The 14,284-nt window shown below is 66.0% G+C and carries 14 protein-coding genes and 1 pseudogene; 8 read left to right on the forward strand and 7 right to left on the reverse strand.

Annotated features, from left to right (window positions below; all coding sequences use genetic code 11):
- The first annotated feature begins 56 nt into the window (after positions 1 to 56).
- On the forward strand, positions 57 to 1,148 hold the full coding sequence (locus ACYX7E_RS00940) for an efflux RND transporter periplasmic adaptor subunit (protein ID WP_462078658.1): 1,092 nt from the start codon (positions 57 to 59) through the stop codon (positions 1,146 to 1,148).
- Complete coding sequence (locus tag ACYX7E_RS00945) at positions 1,145 to 4,219, forward strand: efflux RND transporter permease subunit (protein ID WP_462078659.1); 3,075 nt, start codon at positions 1,145 to 1,147, stop codon at positions 4,217 to 4,219. The genes ACYX7E_RS00940 and ACYX7E_RS00945 overlap by 4 nt, the downstream gene beginning before the upstream one ends.
- 398 nt (positions 4,220 to 4,617) lie before the next feature.
- Here ACYX7E_RS00945 and ACYX7E_RS00950 read toward each other — a convergent pair whose 3' ends face one another.
- Both ACYX7E_RS00950 and ACYX7E_RS00955 read right to left on the reverse strand, forming a co-directional pair.
- Positions 4,618 to 5,304 (reverse strand): hypothetical protein, encoded by a 687-nt coding sequence (locus tag ACYX7E_RS00950; RefSeq protein ID WP_462078660.1) that lies wholly within the window; start codon positions 5,302 to 5,304, stop codon positions 4,618 to 4,620.
- A gap of 152 nt (positions 5,305 to 5,456) precedes the next feature.
- Entirely contained in the window at positions 5,457 to 5,726 is a 270-nt protein-coding gene (locus tag ACYX7E_RS00955) for a hypothetical protein (protein ID WP_462078661.1), read from the reverse strand.
- Between the two features lie 580 nt (positions 5,727 to 6,306).
- Between ACYX7E_RS00955 and ACYX7E_RS00960 the strand changes: the two are divergent.
- Positions 6,307 to 6,441: pseudogene (locus ACYX7E_RS00960) on the forward strand (nuclear transport factor 2 family protein); the annotation flags it as partial.
- Positions 6,442 to 6,687: 246 nt separating this feature from the next.
- On the opposite strand, the gene ACYX7E_RS00965 reads toward ACYX7E_RS00960, so the two are convergent.
- Entirely contained in the window at positions 6,688 to 7,617 is a 930-nt protein-coding gene (locus tag ACYX7E_RS00965) for an alpha/beta fold hydrolase (RefSeq protein WP_462078662.1), read from the reverse strand.
- A 41-nt stretch (positions 7,618 to 7,658) separates the two neighbouring features.
- Here ACYX7E_RS00965 and ACYX7E_RS00970 point away from each other — a divergent pair, with 41 nt between their 5' ends.
- The gene (locus ACYX7E_RS00970; RefSeq protein ID WP_462078663.1) at positions 7,659 to 8,093 is read left to right on the forward strand and encodes a MarR family winged helix-turn-helix transcriptional regulator; all 435 of its coding nucleotides are present in this window, start codon (positions 7,659 to 7,661) and stop codon (positions 8,091 to 8,093) included.
- A gap of 22 nt (positions 8,094 to 8,115) precedes the next feature.
- Here ACYX7E_RS00970 and ACYX7E_RS00975 read toward each other — a convergent pair whose 3' ends face one another.
- Together ACYX7E_RS00975 and ACYX7E_RS00980 are read right to left on the reverse strand one after the other, a co-directional pair.
- Positions 8,116 to 8,898: an SDR family oxidoreductase gene (locus ACYX7E_RS00975; RefSeq protein WP_462078664.1), complete on the reverse strand. Its 783-nt coding sequence runs from the start codon at positions 8,896 to 8,898 to the stop codon at positions 8,116 to 8,118.
- Entirely contained in the window at positions 8,895 to 9,224 is a 330-nt protein-coding gene (locus ACYX7E_RS00980) for a nuclear transport factor 2-like protein (protein WP_462078665.1), read from the reverse strand. The genes ACYX7E_RS00975 and ACYX7E_RS00980 overlap by 4 nt, the downstream gene beginning before the upstream one ends.
- Before the next feature lie 98 nt (positions 9,225 to 9,322).
- Between ACYX7E_RS00980 and ACYX7E_RS00985 the strand changes: the two genes are divergently transcribed.
- Positions 9,323 to 10,240 (forward strand): LysR family transcriptional regulator, encoded by a 918-nt coding sequence (locus tag ACYX7E_RS00985; protein ID WP_462078666.1) that lies wholly within the window; start codon positions 9,323 to 9,325, stop codon positions 10,238 to 10,240.
- Between the two features lie 119 nt (positions 10,241 to 10,359).
- Here the strand turns inward: ACYX7E_RS00985 and ACYX7E_RS00990 are convergent, their stop codons facing one another.
- Together ACYX7E_RS00990 and ACYX7E_RS00995 are read right to left on the reverse strand one after the other, a co-directional pair.
- Positions 10,360 to 11,922: an amidase gene (locus tag ACYX7E_RS00990; RefSeq protein ID WP_462078667.1), complete on the reverse strand. Its 1,563-nt coding sequence runs from the start codon at positions 11,920 to 11,922 to the stop codon at positions 10,360 to 10,362.
- Between the two features lie 87 nt (positions 11,923 to 12,009).
- Positions 12,010 to 12,921: an AraC family transcriptional regulator gene (locus tag ACYX7E_RS00995; RefSeq protein ID WP_462079043.1), complete on the reverse strand. Its 912-nt coding sequence runs from the start codon at positions 12,919 to 12,921 to the stop codon at positions 12,010 to 12,012.
- A gap of 83 nt (positions 12,922 to 13,004) precedes the next feature.
- Here ACYX7E_RS00995 and ACYX7E_RS01000 point away from each other — a divergent pair, with 83 nt between their 5' ends.
- The 3 genes from ACYX7E_RS01000 (at position 13,005) to ACYX7E_RS01010 (ending at position 14,266) form a co-directional block, all read left to right on the forward strand.
- Entirely contained in the window at positions 13,005 to 13,550 is a 546-nt protein-coding gene (locus ACYX7E_RS01000) for a carboxymuconolactone decarboxylase family protein (RefSeq protein ID WP_462078668.1), read from the forward strand.
- 122 nt (positions 13,551 to 13,672) lie between these two features.
- Entirely contained in the window at positions 13,673 to 13,939 is a 267-nt protein-coding gene (locus tag ACYX7E_RS01005; protein WP_462078669.1) for a hypothetical protein, read from the forward strand.
- Positions 13,940 to 14,062: 123 nt separating this feature from the next.
- A complete protein-coding gene (locus tag ACYX7E_RS01010) occupies positions 14,063 to 14,266 on the forward strand; it encodes a hypothetical protein (RefSeq protein WP_462078670.1) in 204 nt (67 codons plus the stop codon).
- Positions 14,267 to 14,284: the final 18 nt, after the last annotated feature.

Consider the following 14,284-nt stretch of genomic DNA (forward strand, 5'->3'; position numbering starts at 1 on the left):
GCGCCCACCGGCGCGCTGCAGTAGCGAACCCCCTTACCCCTATCCCGGCTTCCCTTATGCGCACGCAACTCCTGCGTTGGTCCTTCCTGCTCGCTGCCGTCTCCGTGGTCTCCGCCTGTGGTGGCAAGGAGGAAGCGCCCGCCGAGACCTCCTCCAACATGGCGGTCGCACTGACGCCCGTTCAATCTTTCCCCCTGGCGCGCAGCGTCGTGGTGTCAGGACCTGTGTCGCCCTATGAGGAGATGCAGCTCGGCGTCGAGCTCAGCGGCCAGCGCGTGACCCGGCTGAACATCGATGTCGGGCAGCCTGTCAGGAAGGGGCAGGTCCTGCTCGAACTCGATCACCGTACGCTGGACAGCGCGCTGGCGCAGGCCGAAGCCTCCACACAGCAGGCGCGGGCGACGCTGGAACTCGCGCAGGCGCAACAGGTGCGCGGATCGAAGCTGGCAGGCGGCCAGCTGATCAGTGCGAGCGACCTCGACCAGCTGCGTGCGACCACCCTGCAGGCACAGGCCCAACTCGCCACCGCACGCGCGTCGCAGGACGCGGCCAGGCTGCAGCGCGATTTCGCGGAACTGCGCGCACCGGCCGACGGCGTGATCTCCAAGCGTCTGGTCCAGCCTGGCCAGGTGGTCTCGGCGGGCACCGAACTGTTGCGCCTGATCCGCGACGGCCGGCTTGAGTGGCGCGCCGAATTGCCCGAGCACCAGCTGGCCGATGTCGCCGTCGGCAACGACATCGCGTTGTCGTATGCCGGCCAGCAGATCGCCGGTCGCGTGCGTGCCGTCACCCCCGGCGTCGATGCGCAGACGCGCACCGGCACCGTCTATGCCGACCTCCCCGACCCGGGTCCGCTGAAGCCGGGCACGTTCGTGGAAGGCCGCATCCTGACCGGGGACGGCCAGTCGCTGATGGTGCCCGCGACTGCCGTGGTGCAGCGCGATGGCCACAGCTATGTCTTTACGATGAAGGACGCGCAGACCGTGGAACGGCGCCGCGTCCGCACGGGACAGACCACGCAGGGACGCGTGGAGATCATCGAAGGCCTGAAGGCGGGCGAGCAGGTCGTGTCCGAAGGGGCCGGGTTCCTCGGTGATGGCGATCGCGTGCGCGTGGTCGGCGCCGGCCAGGAGGCTGCAGCCAAATGAACTTCTCCGAATGGGCCATTCGCCGCCCGCTTCCGGCACTGATGGTGTTCTTCGTCCTGTGCGTCGCGGGACTGTGGGGCTTCTACCAGCTGCCGGTCGCGCGCTTCCCCGATATCGCGTTCCCGATGACCACCGTGACCGTGACCCAGCCGGGCGCATCGCCCAGCCAGCTGGAAACGGAAGTCACGCGCAAGATCGAAGACTCGGTTGCCACGGTCAACAACGTCAAGCGCGTGATGTCGACCGTCAGCGAAGGCGTCAGCACGACCAGCATCGAGTTCGAGCTGGAGGCGGACCTGGCCACGGCACTGGACGACACGCGCGATGCGGTGACGCGCGTACGCACCGACCTGCCCCAGGACATCCAGGAACCGGTGATCTCAAAGGTCGATATCGGCGGCTCGCTGATGACCTATGCCCTGGTCGCGCCGCAGTTGACCAAGGATGAAGCCAGCTGGCTGGTCGACCGTGAGATCTCGCGCGCGATGTATGGCGTGGCCGGCGTGGCGCGCGTGACCCGCATCGGCGGCGTGCAGCGGCAGGTGCGGGTGGACCTCGATCCCAATGCATTGCTGGCGTTCGGCGTGACCGCGGGCGATGTCTCGCAGCAGTTGGCGCGGATCCAGGTGGAACGCGCGGGCGGCAAGGCCGAACTCGATGGCGCGCTGCAGACCATAAGAACACTCGGGACTGTTGGCGACGCGCAGGCGCTGCGCGACTATTCGATCAGCCTGCCCGATGGACGCTCGGTCCGGCTGTCGGCGTTGGCCACCGTTGCCGACGCGGCCGCTGACCCGACGCAGGCCGCACTGCTGGACGGCGAGGACGTCGTTGCGTTCTCGATGTCGCGCACGCGCGGCTCCAGCGAGGTCAAGGTCGAAGCCGGCGTCCACGAGGCGCTGGATGCGCTCAAGGCCTCCCATCCGGGCGTGGATTTCCGGCTGGTCACGACCGCCATCGACGAGACCCATCGCTCCTACGACTCGTCGATGACGATGCTGTACGAAGGCGCGCTGCTGGCGCTGCTGGTGGTCTGGGCGTTCCTGCGCGACTGGCGCGCGACATGGGTATCCGCGATGGCCTTGCCGTTGTCGATCATTCCGACGTTCGCGGTGATGCACCTGTTCGGCTTCACGCTCAACATGATCACCTTGCTCGCGCTGTCGGTGGTGGTCGGCATCCTGGTCGACGATGCCATCGTCGAGATCGAGAACATCGTCCGCCACCTGCGCATGGGCAAGCCGCCGCTGGAAGCCGCGCGAGAAGCGGCCGGCGAGATCGGCAATGCCGTCATCGCGACGTCGTTGACCCTGGCGGCGGTGTTCGTGCCGGTCGCGTTCATGCCCGGCATCGCCGGCAAGTTCTTCCGTGAATTCGGCTGGACGGCCGCGACGGCGGTGCTGTTCTCGCTGTTGGTCGCGCGCTTGCTGACGCCGATGATGGCGGCTTATCTGCTCAAGCCGCATGGCGAGGAGAAGCCGGAATCCCGGCTGATGACGTGGTACCTGGGCTGGGTGGATGCCGCGCTCCGTCACCGTGGCCGCACGTTGTGGATCGCCACCGGACTGTTCTTCGCATCGCTGGCGCTGATCCCGCTGATCCCGGCGACGTTCATTCCGCAGTCCGACCTCGGCCGCAGCAACCTGAGCCTCGAACTTCCGCCGGGCACGCGTCTGGAGCAGACGGTGGCGGTGTCCGAACGCGCGCGCGCTCTGATCCAGGACATGCCCGAGCTGAAACAGGTCTACACCGCCGTCGGCAGCGTGCTCGATCTGGGCGACCCCTCCACCACGGGCGTGCCCGATCCGCGCAAGGCCACGCTGGTGCTGGACTGGGGCCTGTCCGATGACCGCAACCGCGACCAGCGCGCGCTCGAACGCGAGGCACGCACGCGACTGTCCGACATTCCCGGCGTGCGCATCAGCTACGTGAGTTCCGAGCCGGGCAACCTGCTGCAGCTCGTGCTGTCCGGAGACGATCCGCAGCGCCTGCAGGACGCATCGCTGGCGCTGGAGCGCGACCTGCGGGGCCTGCCGGGACTGGGCAGCGTGACCTCGACGGCGTCGTTGCTGCGGCCCGAGATCCAGATCGTGCCGGACTCCGCGCGCGCCGCCGACATGGGCGTCTCCACGGCCGACATTGCCGAGGCCGCACGCATCGCCACGGCCGGCGACTACGAGCAGCGGCTGGCCAAGCTCAACCTGCCCGACCGCCAGGTGCCGATCCGCGTGGGCTTCTCCGAGGACACGCTGTCCAACCCGGCGCTGATCGGCCAGTTGCGCGTGCCGGGGCGCTACGGTCCCGTGCCGCTGGCGGCAGTCGCCGACATCCAGATGGGCAGCGGCCCCTCACAGATCTCGCGCTACCAGCGCCAGCGCAACGTGACGCTGACCGCCGAGCTCAACGGCCGCCCGCTGGGCGAAGTCATGGAGACGGTGCAGAAGCTGCCCAGCGTGCAGCGCCTGCCGCCCGGCGTGAGCTTCCTCAACACCGGCGATGCCGAGGTCTTCGTGGAGTTGTTCCTCGGCTTCCTGCTGGCCATGGCCGCCGGCATCGTCTGCATCTACATGGTGCTGCTGCTGTTGTTCAACCATGCCCTGATGCCGCTGACGATCCTGATCGCGGTGCCGTTGTGCGCAGGCGGTGCGTTCGGCGCGCTGCTGCTGACCCAGAACATGCTGTCGCTCCCGGCATTGATCGGACTGCTGATGCTGATCGGCATCGCCACCAAGAACTCGATCCTGCTGGTCGACTACGCCGTCATCGCCGAGGACGAACATGGCCTGAGCCAGCACGACGCCCTGATCGACGCCTGCCGCAAGCGCGCCCAGCCGATCATCATGACGACCCTGGCCATGGGCGCGGGCATGATGCCGATCGCGCTCGGGTTCGCCGGTGATTCGAGCTTCCGCGCACCGATGGCAATCGCCGTGATCGGCGGCCTGGTAACGTCCACGCTGCTGAGCCTGATCGTGATCCCGGCGGCATTCACCCTGATCGACGATCTGGGCGAATGGATGTCACGCCGGTTCCGGAACCGTTCGTCGCATGTGCGGGAAGTGGCGAGCTGATGGTCACGCCTGGGCGGCAGTGGATGTCCGCGACCGATGTGCGCTTCGGGCCGGAAGCGGACGTTGGCCAACACCGGATATCCAGCCGAGCCCCGAGGCCACTTCAGGCCTGTTCACTGGCCGAAACGAGGCCGAGCCATTGCCAGGGAGCCGGGAGCCGGGAGCCGGGAGCCGGGAGCCGGGTGTCGGGTGTCGGGTGTCGGGTGTCGGGTGTCGGGTGTCGGGTGTCGGGTGTCGGGTGTCGGGTGTCGGGTGTCGGGTGTCGGGTGTCGGGTGTCGGGTGTCGGGTGTCGGGCCAAGGATGTATGCCCCTTGAGTCTGATGCGCGTGGACCCTGATATGAGCCGGAGACGGCCAGCATCAGACGCAATAGATGGAACGCCTGACCGGCGCGCACTTCAATCGCGGGCAGCGCGGGCCCGTTTTCCGTCATTGCGGCCCGTCCCCGCGCGACTTTGCGCGAACTCGGGGAAGGTCTCCTCCAGCGTCGCCTTGTCCGGGAGGATATAGAACACCCCGCCCCGCTCGAACGTAGGTTGCATGATCCCTTCGTAGAACTCGGGCGCGACGTTGATGCAGCCATGCGTGATGCGATTGTCATCGGGCGAAGGCGAGGCAAGCCGCTCTGCACGTCTCTCGCCCGGGACACCCGTCGCAGTCGGGTGGATAGAGACCGCGGAATCGTAATCCACCCATAGCACGCGGCCCGCGTCGATGGACGGGCCGAAACCGCCGACGAAACGACCCGCAGGCGTTGTACGATCCCGGCCCGGAATCTCGCGAAGCGCAAGACCGGCGATGCCGGGCGCCGTGTGATCGCCGATCGCCGAGCCGAAGAGCCCGGGAGCCGCGCCACGAGGCTTGCCGTCGCCGCCGAACACCAGGATCTGTGCAGAAGCCTTGTCGATGATTGCGAAGGGATAGCCTTGGCTGTCCTGGGTCGCGACAATCCAGCCCGCGAGCTCGATGACCGTGTCGGCAACGTCCTGGTCTTGTGGAAGATGGTCGGCGCTGGTGGCCGCTGGCTTGGCGGCGCGCTCGGCGCCGCTCGCCCCGAAGCTCGCGGACGCCACGACCAACAGCATCGCGCCACAGGCGGCACGGATTGCAGGGTGTATGCACGTACGGATGGCGCGATTCCTCGAAATGAGTTGGGGACAAGCATGGAGCCCGGTGGCGAGCGAACGCCACCGGGCCCCGGGTTCACGCTAGTGCGTCACACATCGTGCAAGCGCGATCAACCGCGCGGCACACGGCGCGGGGCCGTTTCGAGCTGCTGGACGCGACCTTCAATCTGATCCAGACGCTGGTTGGCGCGCTGCGCGGATTGATTGGCGGATTCGGCACTTTGGGCCGCGCCCTGCACCCGGGTGTCGAGTTGATCGAGGCGTGAGTTGATGCCTGCAAATTCTTCTTTGTAGGTGGCGCAACCGGAAAGACCAACGGCCGCAACCATCGCTACGCCGAGCACACGCGCCGTGTTCAGGTATCGCTGGGTCGTATTCATTCCAATCTTCCTTCGTCTGGGGTCTCGGAATATAGCGGTCTTTCTTGCCTGCGCTACAACCAAGCTTCAGCTAGCGTTGCACTACGTAGATGAAGCGTGAAACGCAGGAATTCGTGCGCGTATCGACTTGCATCCCCGCGTCTTCGCACGCAGGGCATGATCGAGGTCGCCATGTCTTTCCTGTTGCCGATCCCAACGCGCGTTACCCATCCTGCCGAGGTCGGTCGCAGGCCTTCACATGCAAGCTTCTTTGCGCCGACCGATGTCTTCGATGCCTTCCATCCATCGATGAGAACGTCGTACGTTCTCGCGCGCATCCTGTTCAGGTCGCCTCGCCCGGCATCACGAACGAATTGCGCACGACGTCCGTTTTCAGGTGGCAAGTTGCCGCCCGAACCGACAGGGAGACTTGCGTCCAGGCATGGACATTGGTCAATGCCGTAGCAAGTCGTGCTGCGAAGCGTTGTCGGCTTGAATGAATGATCAGTCAGACCCGGGACCAACTCGGGAAGTGAATTCGTCGTATGTGCTCCAGGCAGGATCTTGATCTGCGAAGGGATTCGACGGCCAGCCCGCCGCCGATGAAGCGCCGCGCAAACGCAGCTACGACATCGTGGACGTCACCGAGAACCTCGCGGCGGTCAGAGTGATGCTGGACTACCCCAGCTGGAAGGGAGTGGACTACGTGGTCCTGCTGAAGACCGGCGGCGAGTAAATGATCATGAGCAAGTCGTGGGCCGGCTCACCGACGCCCAGGGAGCCGTGACGTGCCATTGAACCCCGCCACCTCGTATGCGGGTCAACGCATCGGTGCCATATCCGCGTTGTCCGGTGTGCGACGGCTGGCGTATCCGGAAAAGATCCTCCATCTGGCTGATGTTGAATCGGCACTTGGTCTCTGCCCGATACTGGTTGCGGCGACGCCGCGATCGACGTCGCCGCAACATTGCGCAATCCCCATCTAGCGAATCGCTTCGGCCGCCTCGGCGATGACGTCGGCCACGGCCTGCGGATCGGACACCATCGGCACGTGGCTGGTGGGCAGTGTGACGACCTTGGCATCGATTTTTCTGGCAAGCCCACGCTGGGCGTCCGGATGGATCATCCGGTCCTGGTCGGCAACGATGTACCACGACGGTTTGGTGGTCCAGGCGGCGACGGTGACGCGCTGTTCGAAGTTGGCGCCGCGCACGGGACCCTGCGTGGCAGCAATGAGACTGGCTTCCTCCGCACTCACGTCCTGGGCGAACTCGCTGGCGATCGACTGCGGGGACAACGTCAGGAAGCCATGCTTGTCCTGGATGAAGTGGGACGCTCCCGACGGCGTCGGATAGGCCTGCAGGTCGACGACCGGTGCCTGTCCCAGCGACGGCGCGAAGGCGGCCACGTAGACCAGCGCCTTGACCTTGTCGCTGCCGCCAGCCTGGGTGATGACCGAGCCGCCCCACGAGTGGCCGACGAGCACGACCGGACCGTCCTGCGCGTCGATGATGCGGTTGGCGGCCTCGACATCGTCTTCCAGCGAGGTCAGCGGATTCTGTACGGCCACGACCTTCAGTCCCCGGGCCTGCAGCAGCGGGATGACCTTGTTCCACGACGAGCCGTCGGCGAAGGCGCCATGCACCAGCACGACCGAGGGCGTGGCCTCGGCTGGTTCGACGGAAGCGGCCTGGTCGGCGGCAGGCGCACCAGCGATGACGGCTGCGGGCATGGCCAGGGAGATCAGGAGGGCAGAGGCGAGGCGGGTACGGAAGGTGTGCATGGACGTGCTCCCAAAGAGTGGATCAACGGAAAGAGTTTTAATATCACGATATTTGTTATCGCGATATTCATCTAACAACAAGCCGAAGATAGATGTCAAGCAATTATTTATCGTGGTAATATTTTTCATTCCAAGCTATTGATCCCATTGAAAACCAGAGGCCGCAAGCGATGCCCGACGACGCCACCTTCCCCTTGGATGAGCAGCTTTGCTTCTCCCTCTACCGGGCGAGCATGGAGATCAACCGGACCTACAAACCTCTGCTGGACGCGCTGGGGATGACCTACCCCCAGTACCTGGTCCTGAGCGCACTTTGGGAGGTGGACGGCCTGTCGATCAGTGCCATCGGCGCGCGCCTGTCGCTGGAGTCCAGCACGATCACTCCGCTGGTGAAGCGCTTGGAGCAAGCCGGATTTGTCGAGCGCCGGCGCAGCAGCCAGGACGAGCGCCAGGTCCACGTCCACCTGACCCGGGCGGGTCTTGCGATTCGTGCCAGGACGCGGTGCCTGGCGGACACCCTCGCTCAAAAATCGGGCATGGCCGCCAAGGAACTGGGTGCCTTGAACCGGCAGGTACAGAGGCTTCGGGACGCGTTGTCGAGCTGAGTGTCCGCTGCGCCCCACACGGCTAGACCGTTGGCACCGTGCCGCCGTCGATCGTGTACTCGGTGCCCGAGATGGAACCCGCTCGAGGCGAGACGAGGAAGACGATGAGGTCGGCCACTTCCGAGGGTTTGGCGGGACGTCCGAGTGGTATGCCGCCCAACTGGTCCATGATCAGGCGTTTGCCGCCCTCGTAGTCGGTTCCGGCCTGGCTGGCCAGGCGTCGCGCAAGCGCCACCGACGCCTCGGTTTCGATCCACCCCGGCGCGACGCGCACCACCCGCACACCTTTGGGCGTGACTTCCTTGGACAGCGCCTTGCTGTAGGTGGACAGCGCGGCCTTGGCGGCCGCGTAGGCCGTCGTCGCGTCCGGTAACGGCATCACCCGCTGGATCGAACTCACGTGCAGGATCACGCCCGCTCCCTGCGCCAGCATCGACGGGAGCAAGGCGCGATCCAGGCGCACTGCCGGCATCAGGTTCAGATCCAGCTCCCTGGACCAGTCGGCGTCGGTGAGCGCCGCGAAGCCACCGGCCGGCGCAGAGGAGCCTCCGACCACGTTGACCAGCACGTCGATGCCGCCCAGGTGGCCAAGCGTCGTCGCGACCACCTGCTGCACACCCTCCGCGCGCGTGAGGTCGGCGGCGACATAGTGCACCGCGTCCACGGGATGCTCCGGACTCGATTGCGCCGCGGCGACCACCACAGCGCCGGCTTGCACGAGTGCCCTGACCACTTCGGCGCCGACCCCGCGGGTGCCGCCGGTCACCAGGGCCCGCTTGCCCGCCAGTTGCAGATCGAAGCTCATGGTGCGATCTCCAGCGAGGCGATCTTTCCGCGCTCGAGCGTGAAGCGGTAGCGCAGGTCCACCGGACTGCCGGGGAAGTCACCGACGACATGGCCCGTCACCCTGTACTCGCGATCCAGCTTCTCCAGATGAATCGGCGTGGTCGTGTAGGAGAAGCGCGAAGACGTGTCGGCCTTCCATGCTTCGATCGCGGCGATGCCCTGGTGCGTCTGGCCTTCGTCCCTGACGCAGGCATCCCGGGTGAAGCAGCGGGCGACTGCGCCCGCGTCCTGGCGGTCCGCCCGGAAATAGGCGGCGATGGGTTCGGGCAGGTTCAAGACATTCATGAGGGCGCTCTCCTGTTGGGTGGAGAGCAGGATGGGCGCGTTGCGACCACAAGAGAATCATCTATGATCCGATCAGTCTATTAAGAAACCAATACAGAATGCGTGGCTCCGAGTTCGCCGAGCTGAAAGCCTTCGTGGCCGTGGTCGAACGCGCCAGCTTCGCGCGCGCCGCCGACCACCTGGGCCTGTCGCCCTCGGCGCTGAGCCAGGTGATCCGTCAGCTCGAGCACCGACTGGGCGTGCGCTTGCTCAACCGTACGACCCGTAGCGTGTCGCCCACGGAACCCGGCAGGCGCCTGCACGCGCGGGTGTCGCCGATGCTGCGCGAGATGGACGATGCGGTCGCCCAGGCCATCGGCGAGACCGCGCGGATCGCCGGGACGCTGCGCATCAATACCTTGTCCATGGCGGCCAGGAAGGTGATCGCGCCGCGCCTGGGCCGCTTCCACGCCGCACATCCGGACGTGGTCCTGGACATCGTGATCGACGATGGCCTGACCGATATCGCCGGCGACGGCTTCGATGCGGGCATCCGCGTGGGCGCGCGCCTGCACAAGGACATGATCGCCGTGCGCTTGACCCCGGACGTGGAGCTTCTGGCCGTCGCTTCGCCGGCGTATCTGGCAAGGCACGGCACGCCCAGGACGCCCGACGACCTGCAACACCATGCCTGCATCAACTGGCGCTTCCCCGGCAGCGGCAAGGTCGCCGGCTGGGAGTTCAGGAAGAAGGACACGCTGGTCGAGGTCATGGTGGACGGTCCGGTCATCGCCAACCACCAGGACATCGTCGTGCCCGCTGCATTGCAGGGACTGGGGATCCTGTACGCGTACAACGACGACGGCATTGCCGAAGCGTTGCGGGACGGCAGGCTCACGCGCGTGCTAGCCGACTGGTCGCCGACCGTGCCCGGCCTGCATCTGTACTACGCCAGCCGTCGCCATGTCCTGCCCGCGTTGCGGGCATTCATCGACTGCATGCTGGATCGCGACCTGGACCGCGCGGCGGGTTCATGACGCCATGCGCCTGATGGGGCTCGATCGCGCTTCATGCAGTGGCGCTGTCGGGGAGTGAACGCTTCGGCCCGACGGTCAGGCGCGATCAGTTGCACACTGCAGACGCTTGGCCCTGGAGATCACGCACCAAAGCCCGGCGGCGGCTGAAAGCCGCCCAGCGCCTGCGCGATGAGCCGGGCGACTTCAATCGTGGTGCGATCGCCATACTCGGGACCGATGATCTGCAGGCCGATGGGCAGCCCACCGCGCGACAATCCGCTGGGGAACGCCGTGCTCGGCAAACAGGCGACGGTCGCAAGGCCTACCCAGAAATACTGTTCGTAATGCGACGTGCGTGCCGTGTCGACGGTGAGAACCCGCTCGAGCTTGGGACGGTGATCATGTGCGTAGGCCGTTGTCGCGGACACCGGGCTGATCACCACGTCCCAATCGTCGAAGAAGGCGCGCCAGCGTAGTCGGTCGCGTACGCGTGCTTCGTCGAGATCGCACCAGCGCCGATGGTCCATGACGCGGGCGCGCGTCAGCACCGCCAGCGGCGAGGCGTCGTCCGTGTCAAGCTGGGCTGCCGCCCGCTGGCTCTCGGCGTAGTAGTCATCGGGAAGACCGGCCAGCCCTGCCGCTCCCAACAGGCTCAGGTAGGTGTCGTGCGATTGCCCTGGAGAGATGCCAGGGCGCGCCCGATCGGAGACGATCGCGCCAGCCCGAGCCAGCGCGTCTCCGATGTCCTGCACACGATCGGAGATCTCGACGGAGGTGGGAGCGACATCCTCCTTCGGCCAGATCGCGACACGCAAGCCCCGCAACGTGCGCGCCTTCGGTGGTGGCAGCACCAGCCTCCAGCCCGACGACCGGAACCGGTCCGGGCCTGCAACGACATCGAGCGCCAGTGCCAGATCTTCCGCGCTTCGCGCCATCGGCCCGACCACATTCAGATCCGGCGCAGAGACAACGCCAAGCGGCGCATGGCCCAGCGTCGGAACGATGCCATACGTCGGCTTGTGCCCGTAGACCCCACAAAAATGGGCCGGATTCCGGATCGACCCGCCGATATCGGATGCAAATTCCAGGCTGGTCAAACCGGCCGCCAGCGCGGCAGCCGACCCACCGGAAGATCCGCCCGGCGACCTGCCGGTCTCCCAGGGATTGCGGGTGGTGCCGTAGATGTCGTTGTAGCTCTGCCAGTCCCCGAGCCGCAACGGGACATTGGTTTTCCCGATGATGTGCGCACCGGCCGCCTTCAGGCGCTCGACCACGGTGGCGTCTTCGCCGGCCAGGTGGTCGCGTTGCTCCGGTACGCCCCACGTCGTCGGCAATCCGGATACATCGAAGGTTTCCTTGACCGTCATCGGCACGCCGTGCAGCGGTCCCAGCCGGTGTCCCTTGGCAAGCGACTGGTCGGATGCCTTCGCGGCGTCCAAGGCACGCTCGAAATCGCGCACCACGACGGCGTTCAACGCGGTGTCGAACTGTTCGATGCGCTGGATGAAATACCGCGTCAGTTCGACCGCGCTGATCTGCTTGCGCTGGATCCGTTGCGCCAGCTCGGTCGCCGACAGGAATGCCAGCCCTCCCGATGCGAGGCCATGGGACGACACCTCAGTACCGCCTGGTGCCTTCGGAACGTCATGCCCGGCACCAGGATGCATGATCGTCCTGTCGGTAGGTCGGTGGTCTTCGGTCAAGGGGAGGTCCGCCGTTGATGCGATGCCTGCGTGTCATGCATCGCCGGAATTCTAGCGGAACACGGGATCACGGCCCGGCCTGGGCCATCACGCCCCTTGCCCCGACGCCAACCATTCCCGCGGCGACGCTCCCGTCCTCCTGCGGAAGGCCCGCGAGAATGTCGGTGCATCCGCAAATCCGAGATCCAGCGCGACCTGCTTCACCGGTCGACCCGCGCGCAGCAGTGACGCGGCGACATTGAGTTTCCAGTCGAGCGAGTACGCGGCTGGCGTGGTGCCGGTAGCGTGCTTGAATGCCGACGCAAAGGCGCTGCGCGACATGCCGGCGTTGGCCGCCATGCGTTCGAGCGTCCAGTCGGCGTCGGGCGCTGCGTGCACGGCCATCAAGGCCTTTGCGAGCCTGGAGTCGGAGAGGCCCATCATCATGCCCTGCGAGACGTTCGCCTCGGCGGGGTGGTCGATGATCCAGCGCAGCACCTGGATCAGCACCACTTCGAACAGACGGTTGGTCAGCAGCCTGGAGCCGCATCGCGCGTGGTCGGACTCGGCGAACAGCAGGTCCAGCGTCGCGGCCAATCCGTCGATACGCTCCAGCGGCACGGCGATGACATCGGGCAGCGACTGGACGATGGGATTGCGGGCACCGCCATCGAAATCCAGCGTGGCGCAGGTGAAATCCGATCCGTCGACAGGCGGGTTAATGAACTCGTGGTGGACCGCCCTTGGAAACAGCAACAGGGTGGGCTCGGAGAGATGCGTCCGCGCCAGTCGCGCACCTTCGCGATGGAGCATGTCCATTTCGCCACGCCGCAGCACATGCAGGAAGCCCCGGCCGGGCCGGGCATCGAAGACCTGGTGGCCGCACAGGGGGCCGGAATGGAACAGCGATGCCTGCACGCGAAAGCGCTCCAGCACCGGCGTCAGGCGATCGATCTGTGGCAGCCCCGCGTCGGCAGGCACGGCAGAATTCCGGGACGAATTGACAACAATTATCGTCATATAGACACCTATCGTCCAGGCCTGATGCCCATGATGACTCTCAACCGGCCACCCCGGACGGTACTTCAACAGGAACCCGACTCATGTCCACCCTCGCCCGCGTCCCCCTCATCGACCGCAACGACACGACCGGAGAACGGCAGGCCCTGCTCGGCCAGATCCACGGCGCCTTCGGCGTCACCCCGAACATGTTCCGCGCTGTTGCCAACTCGACCGCCGCGCTGAAGAGCATGTGGGGCGCGTTCGGCGCGCTGGGAGGTGGCGTCATTCCCACCCGGCTCGGCGAGCAGATCGCCGTGGCCATCGCCAACCGCAATGCCTGCGAGTACTGCCTTGCGGCCCACACCGCGCTGGGCCGCAAGGCCGGCGCCAGCAGCCAGGAAATGACCGCCGCGCAGGACGGCGAATCCGAAGACCCGAAGAGCGCTGCCGCATTGCGCTTCGCGCTGCGCGTGGTCGAAGGCCGCGGACAGATCGAGGACGCCGACGTCGCACAGCTGCGCACGGCCGGCTTCGATGACGAAGCCATCGTCGAGATCCTGGCGCACGTGGCCCTGAACCTGTTCACGAACTACATCAATGTCGCGTTCGCAGTGCCGGTCGATTTCCCCGGCATCAAACTGCGCTGACATCGGACGCAACACGCTGGCCGGTTGCCACCGGCCAGCGCTTCTCCGGCACGGCCTGGAATCGAAGGGCCCGGATTCGAAGGTGCTTGCCTTGCCCCCACCACCACAAGCGGTGATCCGCCATGAACGCGACCTACGTCCCCATCAACTGCGAGTTCCACGACCTGCTTGAAGCGACCGCGACACGTCGTCGCGTGGCCACGTTCCGCCACCTCGACGAAGGCGGCAGCGAACAGGTCGTCGCTGCGCGCATCCTCGATCTGTTTGCGAAGGACGGCATGGAATACATGCAGCTCGACGACGGCCAGACCCTTCGGCTGGACCGCATCGTCAGCATCGATGACGCCGTGCGCGATGCCTGGGACGTGTCGTGCGCCCTGCCTGGATGATCCGTCCGCCGCGCTTCCGGTCGCCCCGAAAGACGACTGCCGTCACATCACAGCGCGTGTGAGATGACAGCCGTTTAACGAGATGACAGGTATGTTGGCATTCCGTAGAGCGGAGCGATCACGATGGGCCGGCTTCTGAAGGACTCCGAAGGACGCGAACTGCTGCTGGGCGAAGGCGTGGATCTTCACGGCAAGGTGCTCTACATCGAAGGCGTCCCGCTTTTCACACTGCATCCTCCCGTGGCACCCGACCTGCTGGACGTCATCGCGTCGCTGGCGGGCCATCGGCACGTCGCGGTCGATTCGTCAGGCGTCGATCAGGACTGACCGACTGCCCATTACAGG

It is taken from the genome of Luteimonas sp. RIT-PG2_3 (assembly GCF_054902115.1).

Bases quoted from the DNA above. Each gene is read 5' to 3' on its own strand.
- ACYX7E_RS00940 (WP_462078658.1), top strand. From the start codon at position 57: ATGCGCACGCAACTCCTGCGTTGGTCCTTCCTGCTCGCTGCCGTCTCC.
- ACYX7E_RS00945 (WP_462078659.1), top strand. From the start codon at position 1,145: ATGAACTTCTCCGAATGGGCCATTCGCCGCCCGCTTCCGGCACTGATG.
- ACYX7E_RS00950 (WP_462078660.1), bottom strand. From the start codon at position 5,304: ATGCTGTTGGTCGTGGCGTCCGCGAGCTTCGGGGCGAGCGGCGCCGAG.
- ACYX7E_RS00955 (WP_462078661.1), bottom strand. From the start codon at position 5,726: ATGAATACGACCCAGCGATACCTGAACACGGCGCGTGTGCTCGGCGTA.
- ACYX7E_RS00965 (WP_462078662.1), bottom strand. From the start codon at position 7,617: ATGAAAAATATTACCACGATAAATAATTGCTTGACATCTATCTTCGGC.
- ACYX7E_RS00970 (WP_462078663.1), top strand. From the start codon at position 7,659: ATGCCCGACGACGCCACCTTCCCCTTGGATGAGCAGCTTTGCTTCTCC.
- ACYX7E_RS00975 (WP_462078664.1), bottom strand. From the start codon at position 8,898: ATGAGCTTCGATCTGCAACTGGCGGGCAAGCGGGCCCTGGTGACCGGC.
- ACYX7E_RS00980 (WP_462078665.1), bottom strand. From the start codon at position 9,224: ATGAATGTCTTGAACCTGCCCGAACCCATCGCCGCCTATTTCCGGGCG.
- ACYX7E_RS00985 (WP_462078666.1), top strand. From the start codon at position 9,323: ATGCGTGGCTCCGAGTTCGCCGAGCTGAAAGCCTTCGTGGCCGTGGTC.
- ACYX7E_RS00995 (WP_462079043.1), bottom strand. From the start codon at position 12,921: ATGACGATAATTGTTGTCAATTCGTCCCGGAATTCTGCCGTGCCTGCC.
- ACYX7E_RS01000 (WP_462078668.1), top strand. From the start codon at position 13,005: ATGTCCACCCTCGCCCGCGTCCCCCTCATCGACCGCAACGACACGACC.
- ACYX7E_RS01005 (WP_462078669.1), top strand. From the start codon at position 13,673: ATGAACGCGACCTACGTCCCCATCAACTGCGAGTTCCACGACCTGCTT.
- ACYX7E_RS01010 (WP_462078670.1), top strand. From the start codon at position 14,063: ATGGGCCGGCTTCTGAAGGACTCCGAAGGACGCGAACTGCTGCTGGGC.